The organism is Micrococcus luteus NCTC 2665 (assembly GCF_000023205.1).
Lineage (GTDB): Bacteria > Actinomycetota > Actinomycetes > Actinomycetales > Micrococcaceae > Micrococcus > Micrococcus luteus.
Genome location: NC_012803.1, coordinates 1,160,412 through 1,182,590 on the forward strand (window position 1 = coordinate 1,160,412; position 22,179 = coordinate 1,182,590).

The 22,179-nt window shown below is 74.2% G+C and carries 20 protein-coding genes and 1 riboswitch; all 20 genes read left to right on the plus strand.

Going from position 1 to position 22,179, the window contains the following annotated elements; all coding sequences use genetic code 11:
* The first annotated feature begins 7 nt into the window (after positions 1-7).
* The 20 genes from rpe (at position 8) to pyk (ending at position 22,174) form a co-directional block, all read left to right on the plus strand.
* Entirely contained in the window at positions 8-679 is a 672-nt protein-coding gene (gene rpe, locus MLUT_RS16930; RefSeq protein ID WP_010078773.1) for a ribulose-phosphate 3-epimerase, read from the plus strand.
* 94 nt (positions 680-773) lie between these two features.
* Positions 774-918, plus strand: a riboswitch (FMN riboswitch).
* 82 nt (positions 919-1,000) lie between these two features.
* Positions 1,001-1,705, plus strand: a complete 705-nt coding sequence (pnuC, locus tag MLUT_RS16935) for a nicotinamide riboside transporter PnuC (RefSeq protein ID WP_004167571.1) — start codon at positions 1,001-1,003, stop codon at positions 1,703-1,705.
* Complete coding sequence (ribD, locus tag MLUT_RS16940; protein ID WP_010078771.1) at positions 1,702-2,835, plus strand: bifunctional diaminohydroxyphosphoribosylaminopyrimidine deaminase/5-amino-6-(5-phosphoribosylamino)uracil reductase RibD; 1,134 nt, start codon at positions 1,702-1,704, stop codon at positions 2,833-2,835. Before pnuC ends, ribD begins: the two co-directional genes overlap by 4 nt.
* Positions 2,836-3,492 (plus strand): riboflavin synthase, encoded by a 657-nt coding sequence (locus tag MLUT_RS16945; RefSeq protein ID WP_010078770.1) that lies wholly within the window; start codon positions 2,836-2,838, stop codon positions 3,490-3,492.
* Positions 3,489-4,802 (plus strand): bifunctional 3,4-dihydroxy-2-butanone-4-phosphate synthase/GTP cyclohydrolase II, encoded by a 1,314-nt coding sequence (locus MLUT_RS16950; RefSeq protein WP_010078769.1) that lies wholly within the window; start codon positions 3,489-3,491, stop codon positions 4,800-4,802. Before MLUT_RS16945 ends, MLUT_RS16950 begins: the two co-directional genes overlap by 4 nt.
* Positions 4,799-5,275, plus strand: a complete 477-nt coding sequence (ribH, locus tag MLUT_RS16955) for a 6,7-dimethyl-8-ribityllumazine synthase (RefSeq protein ID WP_010078768.1) — start codon at positions 4,799-4,801, stop codon at positions 5,273-5,275. Before MLUT_RS16950 ends, ribH begins: the two co-directional genes overlap by 4 nt.
* Positions 5,276-5,336: 61 nt before the next feature.
* Positions 5,337-5,600, plus strand: a complete 264-nt coding sequence (locus tag MLUT_RS16960; RefSeq protein WP_010078767.1) for a phosphoribosyl-ATP diphosphatase — start codon at positions 5,337-5,339, stop codon at positions 5,598-5,600.
* 53 nt (positions 5,601-5,653) lie between these two features.
* A complete protein-coding gene (hisG, locus tag MLUT_RS16965) occupies positions 5,654-6,502 on the plus strand; it encodes an ATP phosphoribosyltransferase (RefSeq protein ID WP_010078766.1) in 849 nt (282 codons plus the stop codon).
* Positions 6,503-6,548: 46 nt separating this feature from the next.
* Positions 6,549-7,319: an imidazole glycerol phosphate synthase subunit HisF gene (gene hisF, locus MLUT_RS16970; RefSeq protein ID WP_010078765.1), complete on the plus strand. Its 771-nt coding sequence runs from the start codon at positions 6,549-6,551 to the stop codon at positions 7,317-7,319.
* A 44-nt stretch (positions 7,320-7,363) separates the two neighbouring features.
* Positions 7,364-7,744, plus strand: coding sequence for a phosphoribosyl-AMP cyclohydrolase (gene hisI, locus MLUT_RS16975; protein ID WP_010078764.1), 381 nt, complete (start codon positions 7,364-7,366; stop codon positions 7,742-7,744).
* Positions 7,741-9,291, plus strand: a complete 1,551-nt coding sequence (locus MLUT_RS16980; RefSeq protein WP_010078763.1) for a chorismate-binding protein — start codon at positions 7,741-7,743, stop codon at positions 9,289-9,291. Before hisI ends, MLUT_RS16980 begins: the two co-directional genes overlap by 4 nt.
* Entirely contained in the window at positions 9,291-9,896 is a 606-nt protein-coding gene (locus tag MLUT_RS16985) for a Trp biosynthesis-associated membrane protein (RefSeq protein WP_010078762.1), read from the plus strand. The genes MLUT_RS16980 and MLUT_RS16985 overlap by 1 nt, the downstream gene beginning before the upstream one ends.
* Before the next feature lie 125 nt (positions 9,897-10,021).
* On the plus strand, positions 10,022-10,345 hold the full coding sequence (locus MLUT_RS16990; protein WP_010078761.1) for an HGxxPAAW family protein: 324 nt from the start codon (positions 10,022-10,024) through the stop codon (positions 10,343-10,345).
* 5 nt (positions 10,346-10,350) lie between these two features.
* Complete coding sequence (gene trpC, locus MLUT_RS16995; RefSeq protein ID WP_010078760.1) at positions 10,351-11,157, plus strand: indole-3-glycerol phosphate synthase TrpC; 807 nt, start codon at positions 10,351-10,353, stop codon at positions 11,155-11,157.
* A gap of 29 nt (positions 11,158-11,186) precedes the next feature.
* On the plus strand, positions 11,187-12,512 hold the full coding sequence (gene trpB / locus MLUT_RS17000; RefSeq protein ID WP_010078759.1) for a tryptophan synthase subunit beta: 1,326 nt from the start codon (positions 11,187-11,189) through the stop codon (positions 12,510-12,512).
* Complete coding sequence (trpA, locus tag MLUT_RS17005) at positions 12,509-13,315, plus strand: tryptophan synthase subunit alpha (protein ID WP_010078758.1); 807 nt, start codon at positions 12,509-12,511, stop codon at positions 13,313-13,315. Before trpB ends, trpA begins: the two co-directional genes overlap by 4 nt.
* 2 nt (positions 13,316-13,317) lie before the next feature.
* Positions 13,318-14,301 (plus strand): prolipoprotein diacylglyceryl transferase, encoded by a 984-nt coding sequence (gene lgt, locus MLUT_RS17010; RefSeq protein WP_010078757.1) that lies wholly within the window; start codon positions 13,318-13,320, stop codon positions 14,299-14,301.
* A 203-nt stretch (positions 14,302-14,504) separates the two neighbouring features.
* Positions 14,505-19,157 carry a glutamate synthase large subunit gene (gene gltB, locus MLUT_RS17015; RefSeq protein WP_012750865.1) on the plus strand — a complete coding sequence of 1,551 codons (4,653 nt, stop codon included), beginning with the start codon at positions 14,505-14,507 and terminating at the stop codon, positions 19,155-19,157.
* Positions 19,150-20,610, plus strand: coding sequence for a glutamate synthase subunit beta (locus MLUT_RS17020; RefSeq protein WP_010078754.1), 1,461 nt, complete (start codon positions 19,150-19,152; stop codon positions 20,608-20,610). Before gltB ends, MLUT_RS17020 begins: the two co-directional genes overlap by 8 nt.
* Before the next feature lie 76 nt (positions 20,611-20,686).
* The gene (gene pyk, locus MLUT_RS17025) at positions 20,687-22,174 is read left to right on the plus strand and encodes a pyruvate kinase (RefSeq protein ID WP_010078753.1); all 1,488 of its coding nucleotides are present in this window, start codon (positions 20,687-20,689) and stop codon (positions 22,172-22,174) included.
* The last annotated feature ends 5 nt before the right edge of the window (positions 22,175-22,179 follow it).

Below are 22,179 nucleotides of genomic sequence, written 5' to 3' on the forward strand. Positions count from 1 at the left end.
CCCGACCATGACCGCCCGCCCCCCGCGCCTGCACCCCTCGATCCTGTCCGCGGACTTCGCCCGCCTCGCCGACGAGCTGGCCCGCATCCCCAGCGCGGACGCGGTGCACGTGGACGTCATGGACAACCACTTCGTCCCGAACCTCACCCTCGGCCTGCCCGTGGTCGAGGCGATCCGCCGCGCCACCGACCTGCCGCTGGACCTCCACCTGATGATCGAGGACGCCGACCGCTGGGCGCCCGGCTACGCGGAGGCGGGGGCCGAGTCCGTCACCTTCCACGCCGAGGCCTCGGCGGCGCCCGTCCGACTGGCCCGCGAGCTGCGCGCGGCCGGAGCGAAGGCCGGCATGGCGCTGCGGCCGGCGACCGCGGTCGAGCCCTACCTGGACATGCTCCCGGAGCTGGACATGCTCCTGCTGATGACCGTGGAGCCCGGCTTCGGGGGGCAGGCGTTCCTCGACGTCGTGCTGCCGAAGATCCGCCGGGCACGCCACGCCCTCGACGGCGGGCCCGCCCCGCTGGCCCTCCAGGTCGACGGCGGCGTGAACCGGGAGACCATCGAACGCGCGGCCGAGGCCGGGGCCGACGTGTTCGTGGCCGGCTCCGCGGTGTTCGGCGCCGAGGACCCCGACGCCGCGCTCGTCGGCCTGCGCACCGCCGCCGCCCGCGCCTGCCACTGAGCCCGGCGACGCGGTCGCCCGGCCGCCGCGCCGGACGTCGTCCGGTGACGTCCGGCATGCGCGGCCGGCCGGGCGTGCGATACTGCTGGACAGCAACGTGCTCCGAGATGCGGTGGAAGTCCGCACCGGCGGTGACAGCCCGCTAACCGCGCGGCCCGTCCTCATCCGAGGCGGTGCCGGGCGGCCTGACCGGTGGAATTCCGGTGCCGACCGTACAGTCGGGATGGGAGAGGCACGCGGCGGAGCCGTTCCGCGCCCTGCGCGGGAGGGCTGCGGAGCGCACCCCTCGGAGTCCCGATCCGAGGAGGTGGCGTCACGGTCATGGACTGGTTAGTGGACGCCTTCAACTGGACCATCCCGGTCGCCGGCGGGGGCCTGCTCATGCGCGAGGTGCTGGGCAACGTCTTCGGCCTCGCCTCCGCCCTGGGCGGCATGGCGCGCAGGGTCTGGGCCTGGCCCGTGGGCATCCTCGGCAACCTCATCCTGCTGACGGTCTTCCTCGCCTCCCTGTTCACGGGGGCCGATCACGCCACCCTGCTCGGCCAGGCCGGCCGACAGGTCATGTTCATCGCCGTCTCCGTCTACGGCTGGGCGCGCTGGCGTCAGGCCCGCCGGGGCCACGCCGAGGACGCTCCCGCCATCACCCCGGAGTGGGCCGGCTGGCGCGGGCGCGTGTTCCTCGTGACGGCCATGGCGGTCGGCACCGTCGCCCTCACCCCCGTGTTCCGCGCCCTGGGTTCGTGGGAGCCGGTGTGGGCGGACGCCTGGACGTTCGTGGGATCGCTGCTGGCGACCTACGGCATGGCGCGCGGCTGGGTGGAGTTCTGGCTGATCTGGGTGGCCGTGGACGTCGTCGGCGTGCCCCTGCTGTGGAGCACCGGCTACTACGCCTCGGCCGTGATGTACGCCTTCTACGGCGCCTTCACCCTGATCGGCTTCTTCGTGTGGCTGCGCGCCACAGACCGGGACAAGCCCGCCGTGGAGACGCTGCTGCCCGACGGCCCCGAGGGGGACGTCGCCCGATGAGCGCCGCCGAGACCCCGCCCGCCGACCCCATGGACCTCGCCGTCCACGCCGCGCTGCGCGGTGTGCGCGGCGCCAACCCCCTCGTCGGGGCCGTCCTGACCGACGAGGCCGGCCGCGTCCTGGCCGTCGGCCACCACCGCGGACGGGGGACCGCCCACGCCGAGGTCGACGCCCTCGCCCGCTGGCGGGCCGCCCGCGCCGCGGATCCGGCCCTGGCCGCCCTCGACCCCGCCGGCCTGACGCTGCACGTCACCCTCGAGCCCTGCGACCACACCGGCAGCACCGGCCCCTGCTCCCAGGCCGTCCTGGACGCGGAGATCGGCGCACTGCGCTACGCCGTCGCGGACCCCACCGGTCACGACGGCGGCGGCGCGGCCCGCCTCGCCGCGCACGGGGTGCACGTCACCGGCCCCACCGGCGAGACGGCCGCCCTCACGCTCACCGCCCGCTGGCGCGAGGTCCGCGACGCAGGCCGCCCATGGGTGACCGGACACCTCGCCCAGTCCCTCGACGGCCACGCCGCGGCCGCCGACGGCACGAGCCAGTGGATCACCGGCCCGGACTCCCGCGTCCACGCCCACAAGGTGCGCTCCCGCGTCGACGCCATCGTCGTCGGCACGGGGACCGTCCTGGCCGACGACCCCCGCCTCACCGCCCGTGACGCCGTCGGCGCCGAACTCGCGCACCAGCCCGTGCCCGTCGTCCAGGGTCACCGGCCCGTGCCCGACGGCGCCGCCCTGCGCACCCACCCGGTGGTGCTGGAGGTCCTCGACCACGACCCGCACGCCGTCCTGGCCGCGCTCGCGGCCCACCCCGGGCCCTGGCCCCACGGCCGCCGTGCCGAGCACGTGCTCATCGAGGGCGGGCCCCGCGTGCTCGGCGCGTGGCTGCGCGCCGGCCTCGTGGACGAGCTCATGGTCTACACCGCGCCCCTGCTGCTCGGCCCGGGCCGCGCCGCCGTCGCCGGCCTGGACGTCGCCACGCTGTCCGAGGGACTGCGCTGGCACCCCGACCCCGCGGAGGGCGGCCCCGTCCGTGCCCTCGGCGTCGACGTCTGGACCCACCTGAGCCCGGTGCCGGCCCCGCGCCTGCCCACCGCCCCCGCCCCGACCCGTTTCCAGGAGGACTGAGTGTTCACCGGCATCGTCACCCATCTCGGCACCGTCGTCGCCCTCGAGCACGACGCGGCCGCCGACACCGCCCTGCTGACCCTCGACGCCGGCGGCGCCCTCGACGGGCTGCCCGCCGGCGGCTCGCTCGCCGTCGACGGCGTGTGCCTCACGGCCCTCGACGAGCCCACGGAGCGCCCCGGCGTGTTCCGTGCCGACCTCATGGGCCAGACGCTGCGCATGACCAGCCTCGGCGACCGCGCCCCGGGGGACCGGGTCAACCTCGAGCGCTGCCTGCGCCCCACCGACCACCTGGACGGGCACGTGGTCCAGGGCCACGTGGACGGGACCGGCGAGGTCCTCGCGGTCACCCCGCACGGGGCCTGGACCACTCTGCGCATCGGCCTGCCCGCCCGCCTGGCCCGCTACGTCCCCGCGCAGGGGGCCATCGCCCTGCAGGGCGTCTCCCTCACCGTCACCGCCGTCTCCGACCCGGGCGCGGCCGCGCACTGGTTCGAGGTCGGCATCATCCCGGCCACGCTCGAGGCCACCACCCTGGGCGCCCTGCGGCCGGGCGACCGCGTCAACCTCGAGACCGACGTGCTCGCCCGGTACGCCGAGCGTCTCGCGCTCATCCCGTCCGCCCCCGCCGCACCCACCGAGGAGGCCCGCCCGTGAGCGAGCACATCCGTCTGGACCCCGTCCCCGCGGCGATCGCCGCGATCGCCGCCGGCCGGCCGGTCGTCGTCGTGGACGACGCCGACCGCGAGAACGAGGGCGACCTGATCTACGCCGCCGCCCTGGCCACCGACGAGGTCACCGCCTTCACCGTCCGCCACACCTCGGGCGTCATCTGCGCGCCCCTGCCGGCCGGCCTGGCCGACCGCCTGGCCCTGCCGCCCATGACCACCGTCAACGAGGACCCCAAGGGCACCGCCTACACCGTGTCCGTCGACGCCGCCGCCGGCGTCACCACCGGCATCTCCGCCGCCGACCGCACCCGCACCCTCCGCGTGCTCGCCGACCCCGGTGCCGCCCCCGGCGACCTGACCCGGCCCGGTCACGTGTTCCCCCTGCGCGCCGTCCCCGGCGGCGTCCGGGCCCGCCGCGGCCACACCGAGGCCGGCGTCGAGCTGTGCCGCCTGGCCGGCGTCGCGCCCGTGGCCGCCATCGCCGAGCTCGTCCACGACGACGGCACCATGATGCGCCTGCCCGCCCTGCGGGAGTTCTCCGACGAGCACGGCCTCGTGCTGATCTCCATCGAGGACCTCGTGGCCCACCTGGAGGAGACGACGCCGGCCCTGACCGCCGTCCCCGCCGAGGCCACCCTGCCGACCCGACACGGCCTGTTCCGCGTGAGCGTCCACGTGGACGCCGAGACCGGGGCCGAGCACCTGCTGCTCGTGGCGGGGGAGACCGACCCGGAGCGTCCCCTCACCGTCCGCGTGCACTCGGAGTGCCTCACCGGCGACGTGCTCGGCTCCCTGCGCTGCGACTGCGGCCCCCAGCTCGAGGACGCCCTGGCCCGCGCGGCGGCCGAGGGCGGCGCCGTCCTCTACCTCCGGGGCCACGAAGGACGCGGCATCGGCCTGGCCAACAAGATCCGCGCCTACCGGCTCCAGGAGGAGGGGATGGACACCGTCGAGGCCAACCTCGCCCTCGGTCTGCCCGCCGAGGCGCGCGACTGGGCCGGGGCCGCCGCCGTCCTCACGGCCGCCGGCCATCGGCGCATCCGCCTGGTCACCAACAACCCCGCGAAGGTCGCGGGGCTGCGGGCGGCCGGCATCGACGTCGTCGAGCGTGTCCCGGCCCCCACGCCCGTCACCGAGCACAACGTCGTCTACCTGCGCACCAAGCGGGACCGCATGGCCCACGCCCTGGCGGACCGCGTGCTCGAACCGCCGACGGCCACCGGCGGCCCCGCCACGCCGGCCGATGACCCGACCACCGACCCGACCCACCCCACCCACCAGGAGGACACCCCATGAGCGGCGCCGGAGCCCCGACCTTCACCCCCGACCCCGCCGCTGCGAGCGGCCTGAACGTGGCGATCGTCGCCGCCCAGTGGCACACGGAGATCATGGACGGGCTGATCGCCGGGGCGCAGGCCGCCGCGGCGGATTTGGGCCTGGAACCCGTGCTCGTGCGCGTGCCCGGCACCGTCGAGCTCACCGTCGCCGCGGCGCGGCTGGCGGAGCGATTCGACGTCGTCGTGGTCCTGGGCGTCGTGGTGCGCGGGGACACCCCGCACTTCGACTACGTGTGCCAGTCCGTGACCCAGGGCGTGACGGAGGTCTCGGTGCGCACAGGCGTTCCCGTGGGCTTCGGCGTGCTCACCGTGGACACCGAGCAGCAGGCCCGCGACCGGGCGGGCCTGCCCGGATCCCGCGAGGACAAGGGCCGCGAGGCCCTCGAGGCGGCGGTGCTCACCGAGCTCGCGCTGCGCCGGGCCGGGGCCTGAGCCGGGTCGTCACACGACGACGACCGCGCCCGGCCCGACCGCGCGCGGCTAGGGTGGTCCCGTGAAGACCTTCGACGAGCTGTACGCGGAACTGACGCGCAAGGTGCAGGAGCGCCCCGAGGGCTCCGGCACCGTGGCCCAGATCGACGCCGGCGTCCATGCGATCGGCAAGAAGGTCGTCGAGGAGGCGGCCGAGGTCTGGATGGCCGCCGAGTACGAGTCGGATGAGGCCGCCGCCGAGGAGATCTCTCAGCTGCTCTACCACGTGCAGACCATGATGATCGCCCGCGGCATCAGCCTCGAGGACGTCTACCGCCACCTCTGAGGCCGCCGGCCCCGTTTTCCGCCCGCCCCACCGCACCCCGAGGAGACCGACGCGTGCTGCGCATCGCCGTTCCGAACAAGGGCGCCCTCGCCGAGGCCGCCCGTGAGATCCTGCAGGAGGCCGGCTACCGCCAGCGCCGCGACTCCCGCGAGCTGGTGCTCGTGGACCCCGAGAACCAGGTGGAGTTCTTCTACCTGCGTCCCCGGGACATCGCGGTGTACGTGGGCAAGGGCACCCTCGACGTCGGCCTCACCGGGCGGGACCTGTTCCGCGACGCCCAGGTCGAGGGCACAGCGGAGGAGATCATGGCGCTGGGCTTCGGCCGGTCTGTGTTCCGACTGGCCGCGCCCGTGGGCACGTTCTCCTCCGAGTCCGAGCTGACCGGCAGGCGCATCGCCACCAGCTACGACGGCCTGCTGCACGCCTACCTGGAGCGCACCGGCCTGGACGCCGAGGTGGTCCACCTCGACGGCGCCGTGGAGTCCTCCGTCAAGCTCGGCGTGGCGGACGCGATCGCCGACGTCGTGGAGACCGGCAGCACCCTGCGCGCCGCCGGCATGGAGGTCTTCGGCGAGTCCATCCTCGACTCGGAGGCCGTGCTGATCTGCCGCGCAGGGGAGCGCCCCGAGGGCCTCGACGTGCTGCTGCGCCGCCTCAAGGGCGTGCTCGTGGCCCGCCGCTGGGTGATGATCGACTACGACATCCGTCGTGACCTGCTGGAGGCGGCCACCGCGGTCACCCCCGGACTGGAGTCACCGACGGTCTCCCCGCTGCGGGACGAGACGATGGTCGCCGTGCGCTCCATGGTCCGCAAGCCGGACGCCAACCGCGTCATGGACGAGCTGTACGCCCTGGGCGCCCGCGGCATCCTGATCTCCGCGATCCACGCGATCCGCCTCTGACGGCCCGCGCCGTCCCGCCCGAGCCCCCCGAGACGAAGGAGCCGACGTGAGCCTCGCCGTGCGTGTCATCCCCTGCCTGGACGTGGACGCCGGGCGCGTGGTCAAGGGCGTGAACTTCGAGAACCTGCGGGACGCGGGCGACCCGGTCGAGCTCGCCCGCCGCTACAACGCCGCGGGTGCCGACGAGATCACGTTCCTCGACGTCACCGCCTCCACCTCGGACCGCGCCACGACCTACGACGTCGTGACCCGCACGGCCGAGGAGGTCTTCATCCCGCTGACCGTGGGCGGCGGCGTACGCACCGTCGAGGACGTGGACCGGCTGCTGCGCACGGGGGCGGACAAGGTCTCCGTCAACACCGCCGCCGTGGCCCGGCCCGAGCTGATCACGGAGATCACCCGCCGCTTCGGGTCCCAGGTCCTCGTGCTCTCCCTCGACGCCCGGCGCACGGAGGACCCGGGCTGCGCCTCCGGCTATGAGGTCACCACCCACGGCGGACGCCGCGGCACCGGCATCGACGCCGTCGCCTGGTGCCGTGAGGCCTCCGAGCGCGGCGTGGGGGAGATCCTGCTCAACTCGATCGACGCGGACGGCACGCGCGAGGGCTTCGACCTGGAGATGATCCGGGACGTGCGCGCCGTGACGCGCGTGCCGCTGATCGCCTCCGGCGGCGCCGGCGAGCCCGAGCACTTCCCACCCGCCGTCGCGGCCGGTGCGGACGCGGTGCTCGCCGCCTCCCTGTTCCACTTCGGCCCGGACGACATGCTCGCCCGCGTCAAGGACGCCCTGCGGCAGGCGGGGCACACCGTCCGCTGACCCCGGCGGCCACGCCCCGCTCCGGCTCCCTAGACTGGACCTCCATGAGCATCTCCCCGCCCGACGACCTCGTGGCCTCCGTGACCTTCGACGACCGGGGCCTGGTGCCCGCCATCGCCCAGCAGGAGGGCACCGGCGAGGTGCTCATGATGGCGTGGATGAACGCGGAGTCCCTGCGCGCGACGCTCGAGACCGGCTGGGCCACCTACTGGTCCCGCTCGCGCGGCGAGCTGTGGCGCAAGGGGGAGACCTCGGGCCACCTGCAGCGGGTGCGCGCGGTCCACGCGGACTGCGACGGCGACACCCTGCTGCTCACCGTGGACCAGACCGGCCCCGCCTGCCACACGGGCACCCGCACCTGCTTCACCGGCCGCGAGCTCGTCATGCCGCCGGCCGCCGTCGACCCTGAGGAGGCCGCCCGATGACCGCCGCCACCACTCCCTCCCGTGCGGAGTTCCTGCGTCTGGCGGACACCGCCCGCGTGATCCCCGTGGTCCGCACGGTGCTGGCGGACGGCCTCACGCCGCTGGCGATCCATCGGCGCCTGGCTGGCTCCCGCCCCGGCACCTTCCTGATGGAGTCCGCCACCCCGGGGGCGGCCTGGTCCCGGTACAGCTTCATCGGGGCCGGCTCCGCCGTCACCCTGACCTCGCGGGACGGCGAGGCGCACTGGCAGGGCACCCCGCCCGAGGGGCTGCCCACGCAGGGCCGAGCCCTGGACGTGCTCGCGGCGTGCCTGCGCCTGCTGCGCACGGACGTGCGCGCCGAGGTCGGAGGCGTTCTGCCGCACCTCGTCTCCGGCATGGCCGGCTTCCTGGGGTGGAACACGGTCCGCGCGTGGGAGCGCCTGCCGCACCCGCCCGAGGACCACCTCGGCCTGCCCGACCTCGCGATGAACCTCGTCACCGACCTGGCCGTGCACGATGCCCTCGACGGCACCGTGACGCTGATCGCCAACGCGGTGAACGGCAACGGCCTGGCCACCGGTGCGGACCGCGCCTACGACGACGCGCTCGCCCGCCTGGACGCGATGGCCGAGCGCCTGGCCGCCCCGGCCGCGGACCCGGTCAGCGACGTCCCGCGCCGCTGGCTCGAGGCGGACGCGGACGAGGTCGCCGCCCAGGCCGAGGACCGGTGGGGCCCCGCCGGGTTCCGCGAGGCCGTCGCGAAGGCCCAGCGGGCGATCCGCGACGGCGAGGTGTTCCAGGCCGTCGTCTCCCGCCGTCTCTCGGTCACCACGGACGCCACCGGTCTGGACGTGTACCGCGTCCTGCGCACGGTGAACCCGAGCCCCTACATGTACCTCTTCTCCTTCGAGACCCCGGACGGGGAGCCGTACGAGATCGTGGGCTCCTCGCCCGAGGCGCTCGTCACCGTGCGGGACCGCCGCGTGGTCACCCATCCGATCGCCGGCTCACGGCGGCGCGGGGCCACCGCGGAGGACGACCGCCTCCTCGGCAAGGACCTGCTGGAGGACGAGAAGGAGCGGGCCGAACACCTCATGCTCGTGGACCTCTCCCGCAACGACCTCTCGCGCGTGTGCCGCCCCGGCACCGTCGAGGTCACCCAGTTCATGGAGCTCGAGGCGTTCAGCCACATCCTCCACCTGGTCTCGCACGTGGAGGGCCGCATGCGCGACGACGTCGACGCGCTCGACGTCCTCCGCGCCGCCTTCCCCGCCGGCACGCTGTCCGGCGCCCCGAAGCCCCGCGCCCTGCAGCTGCTGGACGAGTGGGAGCCGACCGCGCGCGGGCCCTACGGCGGCGTCGTCGGCTACTTCGACCTGGCGGGCAACATGGACATGGCGATCAACATCCGCTCGGCCACGCTGCACCGCGGCCAGGCGCACGTGCAGGCCGGCGCCGGCATCGTCGCCGACTCCGACCCCGACGCCGAGACCGCCGAGACCGTCACCAAGGCGACGGCGCCGCTGCGGTCCGTGCTGACCGCGGGCGAGCTGGGGCAGGCGTGATGCGCCGCCGCACCGTGGTCCTCGCCGCGCTGGCCGCCGGCGCGCTCGTCCTGCTCACCGCGGGCCGCACGTGGGTGACCGCCACGGGCCTGTCCGGCGGGATCGCCTCGGAGGCGACGACGTCGGGCGGCGCCGCCGCGCCCGTCGCCACGGCCATGGCGCTCGTCGTGATGGCCGGTGCTCTCGCCCTGACCACCGCCCGGCGCCTCGGCGCCGTGATCGTCGGCGTCCTCATGGCGCTCGCCGGGGTCGTGATCGCCTCGACCTCGGTCACCGCCGCCCTGGACCCGGCGACGACGGCGGCCGCCGCGGTCGCCGACGCGACCGGGACCACCGCGCTCGCGCAGGACTACGCCGTGACGGCGTGGCCGTGGGTCGCGGCGGCCGGTGGCGTCCTTGCGGCGCTGTGCGGCGTCGCGGCGGCACTGGCGGGCCGTGGCTGGCGTTCGTCCCGGCGCTACGAGAAGGCGCCTGCGGCCTCCGAGCCCGGCCCGGCCGCCGCCGGGGAGCAGCCCGCGCAGTCCGCCCGCGAGGCGGCCCAGCGCCGGCGCGTGGACCAGATGGACGCGTGGGACGAGCTGTCCCGCGGCAACGACCCCACGTGAGCGCCCGTCTCTCGGACCGCCCCGCACCGCCCGGGTCGTCCCGGGTCACGCGGGCCCGGTCCCGTGCCCGCATGGCACAATGAGGGACAGTCGTCATGTACACCACGCACCAGTGAGGGACAGCCATGAGCCACACCGCGAACACCGCGCACACCGAGCCCACCACCCGTCGCGCCGCCCGCCGCGGCGCCGTCGAGGACGTCGTCGTCACCGAGGACGGCCTGGTGCTCAACGACCCGACCCACCTCGAGCTGCCGGGCCACGGCAACTCGCCCGGCGCGTGGGCCATGGTGGCGCTCGTGCTCGTCGGCTTCGTGGCCGGCTGCGTCGGCCTGCTCGCCGACTGGAGCGTCGTCGTGTGGATCGGGCTCGCCCTGATGGCCGTGGGCGTCGTCGTGGGCATCGTCGCCGGCAAGGCCGGCGCGGGTCGCGGCCAGCACGGTCACTGATCCGCGTGTCCGTCCTCCAGGAGATCATCGACGGCGTCCGCGAGGACCTCGAGCCACGTCGCCGTGACCTGCCCGAGGCGCGCCTGGCCGAGCTGGTGGCCGCCGCCCCCGCGCCGCGTGACGCCCACGCGGCCCTGCACGGCGGACGCACCGACCCCGCGGGGATCCGGGTGATCTCCGAGGTGAAGCGGGCGAGCCCCTCCAAGGGCGCGCTCGCCGAGATCCCCGAGCCGGCCACCCTGGCCCGCGCGTACGAGCGCGGCGGCGCCAGCGCCGTCTCCGTGCTCACCGAGGCCCGCCGCTTCGGCGGCAGCCTGGCCGACCTGGACGCCGTGCGCGCCGCCGTCGATCTGCCGGTCCTGCGCAAGGACTTCACCGTCACCGAGTACCAGATCCACGAGGCCCGCGCCCACGGGGCCGACCTGGTCCTGCTGATCGTGGCCGCCCTCGACGACGCCGAGCTGGCCGGCTTCCTGCAGCTCACCGAGTCCCTGGGCATGCACGCCCTCGTGGAGGCCCACACGCCCGAGGAGATCGAGCGCGGCGTCGCCGCCGGCGCCCGCATCCTCGGCGTCAACGTGCGCAACCTCAAGACCCTGGACGTCGACCCGGCCCGCTACGCCGCGCTGGCCGACGGGCTGCCCGAGGACGTCGTCCGGGTCGCCGAGTCGGGCGTCGAGTCCGAGGCGCAGATCAAGGCCTACGCCGCCGCAGGCGCCGACGTCGTGCTCGTGGGCGAGGCCCTCGTGCGCCACGGCGCCCCCGAGGAGGCGCTGCGCGCGTTCCGCGCCGCGTCCCTCACCGTCCGCTGACCGAACCAGACCCGAGGAGCGTGGTCGCCATGAGCGCCGACCGTCCGAGCACCGAGCCCGCGATCGAGTTCGAGGGGCCCTATCAGGGTCAGGCCGGGCCCTACTTCGGCGACTACGGCGGGCAGTGGATGCCCGAGTCCCTCATGGCCGCGCTGCAGGAGCTCACCCGCACCTACGAGGAGGCGCGGCAGGACCCCGCCTTCGAAGCCGAGCTGCGGACCCTGTTCCGGGACTACGTGAACCGGCCCTCCCTGCTGACCGAGGTGCCGCGGTTCGCCGCGGATACCCCCGGGGTGCGCATCTTCCTCAAGCGCGAGGACCTCAACCACACCGGCTCGCACAAGATCAACAACGTGATCGGCCAGGCGCTGCTCGCCCGCCGCATGGGCAAGACGCGCCTGATCGCGGAGACCGGCGCCGGCCAGCACGGCGTGGCCACGGCGACGGCGGCCGCGCTGTTCGGCATGGAGTGCACCGTGTACATGGGGGAGGAGGACACCCGCCGCCAGGCCCTGAACGTGGCCCGCATGCAGATGCTCGGCGCCGAGGTGGTGCCCGTGGCGATCGGCGCCCGCACCCTCAAGGACGCGATCAACGAGGCCCTGCGGGACTGGGTCGCCTCCGTGGACACCACGCATTACCTGATGGGCACGGTCACGGGCCCGCACCCGTTCCCCGCCATGGTGCGCTACTTCCACTCCGTGATCGGCGAGGAGGCCCGCGAGCAGATCCTGGCGCAGGCCGGCCGCCTGCCGGACGCCGTCGCGGCGTGCGTGGGCGGCGGGTCCAACGCGATGGGCCTGTTCCACGGCTTCCTCGACGACCCTGAGGTGGAGCTCTACGGCTTCGAGGCCGGGGGCGAGGGCCTCGAGACCGGTCGCCACGCCGCGTCCATCACGCTCGGACGCACCGGCGTGCTGCACGGCGCCCGCACGTACCTGATGCAGGACGAGGACGGGCAGACGATCGACTCCCACTCGATCTCCGCCGGCCTGGACTACCCGGCCGTCGGCCCGGAGCACGCCTTCCTGCACGACACGGGCCGCGCCGTCTACGAGCCGGTCTCGGACACCGAGTGCATGGACGCCTTCCTCCGGCTCACGCGCACCGAGGGCATCACGCCCGCCATCGAGTCGGCCCACGCCCTGGCCGGCGCGCTGCGCCTGGCCCGCCGCTGGGCGGACGAGGGCCTCGTGGGGCCGGACGCCCCGGAGGGGGAGGAGCGGATCATCATCGTGAACCTCTCCGGCCGCGGGGACAAGGACGTCGCCACGGCGGCGGCCTGGTTCGGCCTCGGCACGGCCGCGGAGGAGAAGGACCCGCTCGAGGAGATGACCCCCGGAGAGGAGCAGTGACCGGCATGACCGTGCACTCCAAGACCGCCGCGGCCCTGGACGCCGCGAAGGCGGCCGGCCGCACCGGCCTCGTCGCCTTCCTGCCGGCCGGCTACCCGTCCGTGGACGAGTGCGTCGAGGCCGTCGTCGCCGCCGCGGAGAACGGCGCCGACGTCATCGAGCTGGGCCTGCCCTACACGGACCCCGTGATGGACGGCCCCGTGATCCAGGCCGCGACCCAGACGGCGCTGCAGGCGGGTTTCCGCGTGGCCGACGTCTTCGACATCATCCGACGGGTGACCCAGCGCACCGACGCCGCGGTGCTGGTGATGACCTACTGGAACCTCGTGGACCGCATGGGCGTCGACGAGTTCGCGCGCCGCCTCGCGGAGGCCGGGGGCGCCGGTCTCGTCACCCCTGACCTCGTGCCCGAGGAGGCCGGCGCCTGGATGGAGGCCTCGGACCGTCACGGCCTGGACCGCGTGTTCCTCACCGCGCCCTCGTCCACGGACGAGCGGGTGCGCCTCACCGTCGACTCCTCCCGCGGCTTCGTGTACGCCGTGTCGGTCATGGGCGTCACCGGCACCCGCGACACGGTGTCCACCGTCGCCGAGACCGTGGTCCGCCGGGCTCAGGATGCCGGGGCGGAGCACGTGTGCGTCGGCCTCGGCGTCTCCCAGGCGGCGCACGTCCGCGAGATCGGCGCCTACGCCGACGGCGCGATCGTCGGCACGGCCCTGGTGCGCGCGCTGACGGACGGCGGGCCGCAGGCCGTGGGGACGCTGACCCGCGAGCTCGCCGCCGGCACGGTCCGAGAGGGCTGAGGGTGACCGCCGCCCTGGCCCCGCTCGCCGCCTTCCCCGCCCCCGGGTGGGACGGGTTCCAGCTGGGCCCGGTGAAGATCCACGCGTACGCGCTGTGCATCATCCTGGGCATCGTCCTGGCGCTGTGGCTCGCCGAGCGTCGGTGGCGCGCCCGCGGCGGCCCCGAGGACCGTGTGCTCGACATCGCCCTGTGGGCCATCCCGTTCGGCTTCGTGGGCGGTCGGCTCTACCACGTGTTCTCCTCACCGGACCGGTACTTCGGGCCCGGCTTCGACGGCACGGGCGACCCGATCCAGATCCTGTACGTGTGGAACGGTGGACTGGGCATCTGGGGCGCGATCGCCCTCGGCGCCGTGGGCGCGTGGATCGCGTGCCGCCGCTACGGGCTGCGGCTGACGGCCTTCGGCGACGTCGTCGCGCCGGGCATCCTGCTGGCCCAGGCCATCGGCCGGTGGGGCAACTGGTTCAACCAGGAGCTCTTCGGCGGCCCGACGACCCTGCCCTGGGGGCTCGAGGTCGACCCGGCCAGCCCGAACTTCCCGGCCGGCTACGCCCCGGACACGCTGTTCCACCCCACGTTCCTCTACGAGTGCCTGTGGAACCTGGCCGGGGTCGCGCTGCTGCTCCTCGTGGACCGCGCGCTGCACCTGCGCCACGGCCTCATGCTGTGGTCCTACGTCGCCTGGTACACCGCGGGCCGCACGTGGATCGAGATGCTGCGCATCGACGACGCCGAGATGGTCACGCTCTTCGGCGTCACCCAGCGGCTCAACGTGTGGACGTCCCTGCTGGTGTTCGTCATCGCCCTCGCGTTCATCGTCGGGATCCTGCTGCGCCATCGCGGCGCGGCCGCCGGCCCCCACGCCCACCAGAGCGTGTGGCGCGCCGGGCACGCCCCCGAGGGCGACGACGGCGCCGCCGTCGCCGCGGGCCGCTCCGGGTCCCACGCCGTGGGCGCGGCGGAGGACGACGCCGTCCGGCGCTGACCCGCTCCCCGGCGCGCCCGCGAGGGGCGCCCGGGGCCCCGGTGTCCCACATGGTGGACATTCGGCGTGTCACAGAACGTCCGGTTCCGCACAGTGGGACGTCGCGCCCGGTAGCGTCTCTTCCACCTCGGGGCCGTCGGCCCCGAGCGTCGGGGCCAGCGCCGTCCCCGTCCGAGCCCCTGCTCTCCGGAAAGGACGGCACCATGCCCGTGGCATCCTCGCCCGCCTCGGCCCCCCGCGCGGGGGGACCGGTGGATCCCTTCGTCCGCTATGCGGACGTCCCCGCCGCCCAGGGCCTCTACGACCCGTCCCGGGAGACCGAGAACTGCGGCCTCGCCGTCATCGCCACCCTGCGGGGCACCCCGGGCCACGACATCGTCCAGCACGCGCTGACCGCCCTGCGCGCGCTCGAGCACCGCGGGGCGGTGGGCGCCGACGAGGGCACCGGCGACGGCGCCGGCCTGCTGACCCAGATCCCCGACGAGCTGTTCCGTGCCGTCGTCGACGCCGAGCTGCCCCCCGTGGGCGAGTACGTCGCCGGCACCGCCTTCCTGCCGCCCGTCGACGGCGAGCGCGCCGAGGCGAAGGAGGCCGTCGAGCGGCTGGCCGAGGAGGAGGGGCTGCAGGTCCTGGCGTGGCGCGAGGTGCCCACCGACCCCTCGGCCCTGGGCGTCGGCTCCCGGGCGGCCATGCCCGCGTTCGAGCAGCTGTTCCTGTCCCTGGCGGACGGTCAGGACGGCACCGAGCCGGGGCAGTCGCTGGACGTGCGGGCGTGGCGGGTGCGCCGCCGCGCCCAGTCCCGCGCCGGCGTCTATTTCCCCTCGCTCTCGTCCCAGACGATCGTCTACAAGGGCATGCTGACGACGGCCCAGCTGGAGCCGTTCTACCCGGACCTCTCCGACGAGCGGTTCACCACCCGGCTGGGCGTGGTCCACTCGCGGTTCTCCACCAACACGTTCCCCTCGTGGCCGCTGGCCCAGCCGTTCCGCACCATCGCGCACAACGGCGAGATCAACACGGTCAAGGGCAACCGCAACTGGATGCGCGCCCGTCAGGGCCAGCTCAAGCACCCGATGCTCGGCGAGGTCCCCGAGGACCTGTTCCCGCTGATCAGCCCCATCGGCTCGGACTCGGCCTCCTTCGACGAGGTCGCGGAGCTGCTCATGCTCTCCGGGCGCCCGCTCACCCAGGCGATCATGATGATTATCCCGGAGGCGTGGGAGAACCACGCGACCATGGACCCGGCCCGCCGCGCCTTCTACCAGTACCACTCCATGCTCATGGAGCCCTGGGACGGACCGGCCGCCGTCGCCTTCTCCGACGGCACCCAGGTGGGCGCCGTGCTGGACCGCAACGGCCTGCGCCCCGCCCGCTGGTGGGTCACCGACGACGGCCTCGTCGTCCTGGCCTCCGAGGTCGGCGTCGTGCCGATCGAGCCCTCGGCGGTGGTGCGCAAGGGGCGCGTGGCCCCGGGGCGCATGTTCCTCGTGGACACCGAGCAGGGCCGGATCATCGGCGACGACGAGATCAAGGCCGAGGTCGCCTCCGCCCAGCCGTGGGAGGACTGGGTGCGCCAGAACCTCCTGGACCTGGAGTCGCTCCCCGAGCGCGAGCACGTCCGCCACACCTCCGAGTCGATCCTGCAGCGTCAGCGCATCTTCGGGTACACCTCGGAGGAGCTGCGCATCCTCGTCGGGCCGATGGCCCAGACGGGCGCCGAGCCGCTCGGTGCGATGGGCACGGACACGCCCATCGCCGTCCTCGCCAAGCGGCCCCGGCTGCTCTTCGACTACTTCGTGCAGTCCTTCGCCCAGGTGACGAACCCGCCGCTCGACGCGATCCGCGAGGAGCAGGTGACCTCGATGCGCACCGCGATCGGCCCGCAGGGCAACGTGCTCTCCCTCGAGCAGGTGCGCACCCGCCAGGTCGACGTCCCGTTCCCCGTGATCGACAACGACCAGCTGGCCCGCATCCAGCACCTGCGCGACGCCGACGGCACCCGCCTGACCCTCAAGGTGAACGGCGTGTACCGGGTGGCCGGAGGCGTCGAGGAGCTCCGCGCCCAGCTGAAGGCGATCTGCGAGCAGGTCTCGGCCGCCGTCAACCGCGGCGTGGAGTACGTGGTGCTGTCCGACCGCGGCGCCACCGCCCAGTGGGCGCCGATCCCGTCCCTGCTGCTGACCTCCGCCGTGCACCACCACCTGCTGGCCTCGGCCAACCGCACCAAGAGCTCGCTGATCGTCGAGGCGGGCGACGTGCGCGAGGTCCACCATGTGGCCGTCCTGCTCGGCTACGGGGCCTCCGCGGTCAACCCGTACCTGGCCATGGAGTCCGCCGAGGAGCTCGTGCGCACGGGGGAGGTCTCGGGCGTCACCGCCGAGCAGGCCGTGGCGAACCTGATCAAGGCGCTCGGCAAGGGCGTCCAGAAGATCATGTCCAAAATGGGCATCTCCACGGTCGCCTCCTACACCGGCGCCCAGACGTTCGAGGCGCTCGGCCTGTCCCGGCGCTTCGTGGACCGCTACTTCGTGGGCAACACGAGCCCGCTCGACGGCGTGGGCATCGACGTCGTCGCCGCCGAGATCCAGGCGCGCCACGAGTTCGCGTATCCGCCGGACGGCAACGACATCAACCCGTACCGCGAGCTCGAGGTGGGCGGCGAGTACCAGTGGCGGCGCGAGGGCGCGCCGCACCTGTTCAACCCCGAGACCGTGTTCCGCCTCCAGCACTCCACGCGGGAGCGGCGCTACGACGTCTTCAAGGACTACACGCGTCGCGTGGACGACCAGGCGGAGGAGCTCATGACCCTGCGCGGGCTCATGCGCCTGCGCACGGGCGAGCGGCCGCCGGTGCCCGTCTCCGAGGTGGAGCCCGTCGAGTCGATCGTGCGCCGCTTCTCCACCGGCGCGATGTCCTACGGCTCCATCTCGCAGGAGGCGCACGAGACCCTCGCGATCGCCATGAACCGCCTCGGCGCCCGCTCGAACTCGGGCGAGGGCGGCGAGGACCCCGAGCGCCTGCTGGACCCGGAGCGCCGCTCGAAGATCAAGCAGATCGCCTCGGGCCGGTTCGGCGTCACCAGCCTGTACCTGGCCACCGCGACCGACCTGCAGATCAAGATGGCCCAGGGCGCCAAACCCGGCGAGGGCGGCCAGCTGATGGGGACCAAGGTGTACCCGTGGGTCGCCCGCACGCGGCACTCGACCCCGGGCGTCTCCCTGGTGTCGCCGCCGCCGCACCACGACATCTACTCGATCGAGGACCTGGCGCAGCTGATCCACGACCTCAAGCGGGCCAACCCGACCGCGCGGGTCCACGTCAAGCTCGTCTCCGAGTCCGGCGTGGGCACGGTGGCCGCGGGCGTCGCCAAGGCGCGCGCCGACGTCGTGCTCATCTCCGGCCACGACGGCGGAACGGGCGCCTCCCCGCTGAACTCCCTCAAGCACGCGGGCACCCCGTGGGAGATCGGCCTGGCCGAGGCGCAGCAGACGCTCATGCTCAACGGCCTGCGCGAGCGCGTCACCGTCCAGGTGGACGGGCAGCTCAAGACCGGCCGGGACGTCGTGATCGCCGCACTGCTCGGGGCCGAGGAGTTCGGCTTCGCGACCGCCCCGCTCGTGGTCTCCGGCTGCATCATGATGCGCGTGTGCCACCTGGACACGTGCCCCGTGGGCGTGGCCACCCAGAACCCCGAGCTGCGCGCGCGCTTCACGGGCAAGCCCGAGTTCGTCGTCAACTTCTTCGAGTTCATCGCGCAGGAGGTCCGCGAGCTGCTCTCGCAGCTGGGCTTCCGCACGCTCGACGAGGCGATCGGCCACCGCGAGCTGCTCGACGTGGACGCGGCCCTGCACCACTGGAAGTCCGAGGGCCTGGACCTCTCGGGCATCCTCGCGGACCCCTCCGTCGGCCGGCGTCCGGGCCACGAGGACGCGCCCATGCGCCGCACCACCGAGCAGGACCACGACCTCGCCTCCCACATCGACCACCGGTTCATCGCCCGGCTGGGGGACACGCTCACGACGGGCACGCCCGTCGTGATGGACGAGGCCGTCGTGAACACGGACCGGTCCGTGGGCACGCTGCTGGGCTACCACGTCACGAGCACGCGGCTCGCCGACGAGCTGGACGACGACACGATCACCGTGCGCCTGACGGGCGAGGCCGGCCAGTCCCTCGGCGCCTTCCTGCCCGCCGGCGTCACCCTGCGGCTCTCGGGCGACGCCAACGACTACGTCGGCAAGGGCCTGTCGGGGGGACGCGTGATCGTCCGCCCCGACGCCGAGGCCCCGTTCGTGGCCGAGGAGAACACCGTGGCCGGCAACGTGATCGGCTACGGCGCCACCTCGGGCCAGCTGTTCCTGCGCGGCCGCGTGGGGGAGCGGTTCCTCGTGCGCAACTCCGGCGCCACCGCGGTGGCCGAGGGCATCGGCGACCACGGCCTGGAGTACATGACCGGCGGTGAGGCGCTGATCCTCGGCGAGACCGGCCGCAACCTCGCCGCCGGCATGTCCGGCGGGCGGGCCTGGGTGCTGGACCTGGACCGGGAGGACCTGAACCCACTCGCCGTCCGCGAGGACGCCCTGATCCTCGAGGCGCCGTCCGCGCAGGACCGGCTGCGGATCGCCGAGCTGCTGGAGCTGCACCGCGCGGAGACGGGCTCCGCCGTCGCCGCCGCGCTGCTCGCCGACCTGCGGGCCGGCGGGGACGCCGCCGACGCCGCGTGGGACCGCTTCACGACCGTCCTGCCCCGGCAGTACGACCTCGTGCTGCGCACCCGTCAGGCCGCGACGGCCGAGGGACTCGACCCGGACGGGGAGGCCGTCTGGGACCGACTGCTGGAGGTGACCCGTGGCTGATCCGCGCGGATTCCTGAAGAACCGGGAGCGCGTCGAGCGCCCCACGCGTCCGGTGCCGGTGCGCATCATGGACTTCAAGGACGTGTACGTCCGCCAGGACGAGGCGATCGTGCGCACCCAGGCCGGCCGGTGCATGGACTGCGGCATCCCGTTCTGCCACTCCGGGTGCCCGCTGGGCAACCTCATCCCGGAGTGGAACGACCTGGTCCGGCGGGGACGCTGGGACGAGGCCGCCGCGCGACTGCACTCGACCAACAACTTCCCCGAGGTCACCGGGCGGATCTGCCCCGCCCCGTGCGAGGACTCCTGCACCCTGGGCATCAACCAGCCCGCGGTCACCATCAAGCAGACCGAGGTGGCGATCGCGGAGCAGATCTTCGACAACGACTGGCTCGAGCCGGTCGTGCCGGCCCGCCTGAACGGCCACACCGTGGCCGTCGTCGGCTCGGGCCCGGCGGGACTGGCCGCGGCGCAGCAGCTCACCCGCGCCGGCTTCACCGTGGTGGTCTACGAGCGCGACGAGCGCCTCGGCGGCCTGCTGCGGCTGGGCATCCCGGACTTCAAGCTGGAGAAGGACGTCCTGGACCGGCGCCTGGCGCAGATGGAGGCCGAGGGCACCCGGTTCCGCACCGGCGTGGAGATCGGCGTCGACCTGCCCTGGGACCAGCTCAAGGCCCGCTTCGACGCCGTGATCGTGGCGACCGGCGCCCCCGTGGCCCGCGAGCTGCCCGTCCCCGGCCGCGGCCTCGACGGGATCCACCTCGCCATGGACTACCTCGTGCAGTCCAACCGCGCGGTCGCCGGCGACGAGGTCCCGGACCAGATCTCCGCCGAGGGGCGCCACGTGGTGATCCTCGGCGGCGGCGACACTGGCGCGGACTGCATCGGCACCGCGCACCGCCAGGGGGCGGCGTCCGTGACGACGCTGGCGATCGGCCAGCAGCTGCCGGTCGAGCGCCCCGTCCACCAGCCGTGGCCCACGATCCCCAAGGTCCACCAGCAGACCACGGCCGACGCCGAGGGCGGCGCCCGCGCGCACCTTGCCTCCACGGTCGAGTTCCTCGGCGACGAGCACGGCCGCGTGCGCGCCCTGCGCGTGGCGGAGACCGAGTACCGCGAGGACGGCACGCGCGGGCCCAAGGCGGGCACCGAGCGCGAGGTCCAGGCGGACCTGGTGCTGCTGGCGCTGGGCTTCACCGGCATCGAGGAGGGGCTGCTCACGCAGCAGCTCGGCGTGCACGTGACACGCGGGCTCGTGGCCCGGAAGGACGGGTACGAGACCGACGAGCCGGGCGTGTTCGCGTGCGGCGACGCCGGGCGCGGCGCCTCCCTGGTGGTCTGGGCCATTGCCGAGGGGCGTGCGTGCGCGCAGGAGGTCGACGAGTCGCTCGAGCGCTGGTCCCGACTGCCGCACCCCGTGGACCCGGACGACCGCGGCCTCGTCCTCGGCTGAGTCCTCCGTCTCATCTTCCGACGCCACGCGGGCCCGCCCTCCACCGAGGGCGGGCCCGCCCCCTATCGTGGGTCGCATGCGACACGCGAAGATCATCGCCACCTTTGGGCCCGCCACCGACTCCGACGAGACCACCCGCGCCATCATCCGCGCGGGGGCGGACGTCGTCCGCCTCAACATGAGCCACGGCGACCACGCGGTGCATGAGACGTCCTACGAGCGGGTGCGTCGGCTGAGCGTGGAGGAGCGGCGCCCGGTCGCGATCTTCGCGGACCTCCAGGGCCCCAAGATCCGCCTCGGCCGCTTCACCGACGGCCCGCATCTGCTCGAGAGGGGCGATCGGATCACCATCACCACCCGGGACGTGCCCGGGACCCGCGAGCTGGTCGGCACCACCCACAAGGGGCTGCCCGGGGACGTCGCCCCCGGTGACGTGCTCCTGGTGGACGACGGCAAGGTGCGCCTGCGCGCCGTCGAGGTCACGGACACGGACGTGCTGGCCGAGGTCGAGGTGCCGGGCATGGTCTCGGACAACAAGGGGATCAACCTGCCCGGCGTGGCGGTGAACGTGCCGGCCCTGTCCGAGAAGGACGAGCGGGACCTGCGCTGGGCGCTGCGCACCGGCGTGGACATGGTGGCGCTGTCCTTCGTGCGGGACGCCGCGGACGTGGACCGGGTGCACGAGATCATGGACGAGGAGGAGCGCCGGGTCCCGGTCATCGCCAAGATCGAGAAGCCCCAGGCGGTGGAGAACCTCGAGGCCATCGTGGACGCGTTCGACGCCATCATGGTGGCCCGCGGCGACCTCGGCGTGGAGCTGCCGCTCGAGGACGTGCCCGTGGTGCAGAAGCGCGCAGTGGACCTCGCCCGCCGCTGGGCGAAGCCGGTCATCGTGGCCACGCAGGTGCTCGAGTCGATGATCGACAGCCCGCGCCCGACGCGCGCCGAGGCCTCGGACTGCGCCAACGCCGTGCTCGACGGCGCGGACGCCGTCATGCTCTCGGGCGAGACCTCGGTGGGCGCATATCCGGTCGAGACGGTCCAGACGATGGCCCGGATCATCGAGTCCACCGAGACCCACGGCCTGGAGCTCATCCACCCGCTCGGCTCGCGTCCCCGCACGCGCGGCGGCGCGATCACCCGGGCCGCCGTCGAGGTCGCGAACCAGCTCGAGATCCCGTTCCTCGCCACGTTCACCGAGTCCGGCGACTCGGCCCGTCGGCTCAGCCGCCTGCGGCCGCGTCAGCCGATCTACGCGTTCACCCACCACGAGCACACGCACAACATCCTGTGCCTGACCTGGGGCGTCTACCCGAAGATGGTCCCGTTCCAGGACTCCACGGACAAGATGACCCTCCAGGTGGAGCAGTCGCTCACATCGGAGGGCATCGCCCAGCACGGCGACCTCGTGGTCATCGCCGCCGGGTCCCCTCCCGGGGCCGTGGGCTCCACGAACACGCTGCGCGTGCACCGCGTGGGCGACGACGCCGCGGGCGGCTCGTCCGCCGCCTCGCCGCAGACGCGCGAGCCGGTCGGCTTCTGGCCGGCCCGCTCCCCGCTCTGACGAGC

Excerpts from the sequence above, each read along its gene's own strand:
- rpe (WP_010078773.1), top strand. The coding sequence starts at position 8 with ATGACCGCCCGCCCCCCGCGCCTGCACCCCTCGATCCTGTCCGCGGAC.
- pnuC (WP_004167571.1), top strand. The coding sequence starts at position 1,001 with ATGGACTGGTTAGTGGACGCCTTCAACTGGACCATCCCGGTCGCCGGC.
- ribD (WP_010078771.1), top strand. The coding sequence starts at position 1,702 with ATGAGCGCCGCCGAGACCCCGCCCGCCGACCCCATGGACCTCGCCGTC.
- ribH (WP_010078768.1), top strand. The coding sequence starts at position 4,799 with ATGAGCGGCGCCGGAGCCCCGACCTTCACCCCCGACCCCGCCGCTGCG.
- hisI (WP_010078764.1), top strand. The coding sequence starts at position 7,364 with ATGAGCATCTCCCCGCCCGACGACCTCGTGGCCTCCGTGACCTTCGAC.
- MLUT_RS16980 (WP_010078763.1), top strand. The coding sequence starts at position 7,741 with ATGACCGCCGCCACCACTCCCTCCCGTGCGGAGTTCCTGCGTCTGGCG.
- MLUT_RS16985 (WP_010078762.1), top strand. The coding sequence starts at position 9,291 with ATGCGCCGCCGCACCGTGGTCCTCGCCGCGCTGGCCGCCGGCGCGCTC.
- MLUT_RS16990 (WP_010078761.1), top strand. The coding sequence starts at position 10,022 with ATGAGCCACACCGCGAACACCGCGCACACCGAGCCCACCACCCGTCGC.
- trpB (WP_010078759.1), top strand. The coding sequence starts at position 11,187 with ATGAGCGCCGACCGTCCGAGCACCGAGCCCGCGATCGAGTTCGAGGGG.
- gltB (WP_012750865.1), top strand. The coding sequence starts at position 14,505 with ATGCCCGTGGCATCCTCGCCCGCCTCGGCCCCCCGCGCGGGGGGACCG.
- pyk (WP_010078753.1), top strand. The coding sequence starts at position 20,687 with ATGCGACACGCGAAGATCATCGCCACCTTTGGGCCCGCCACCGACTCC.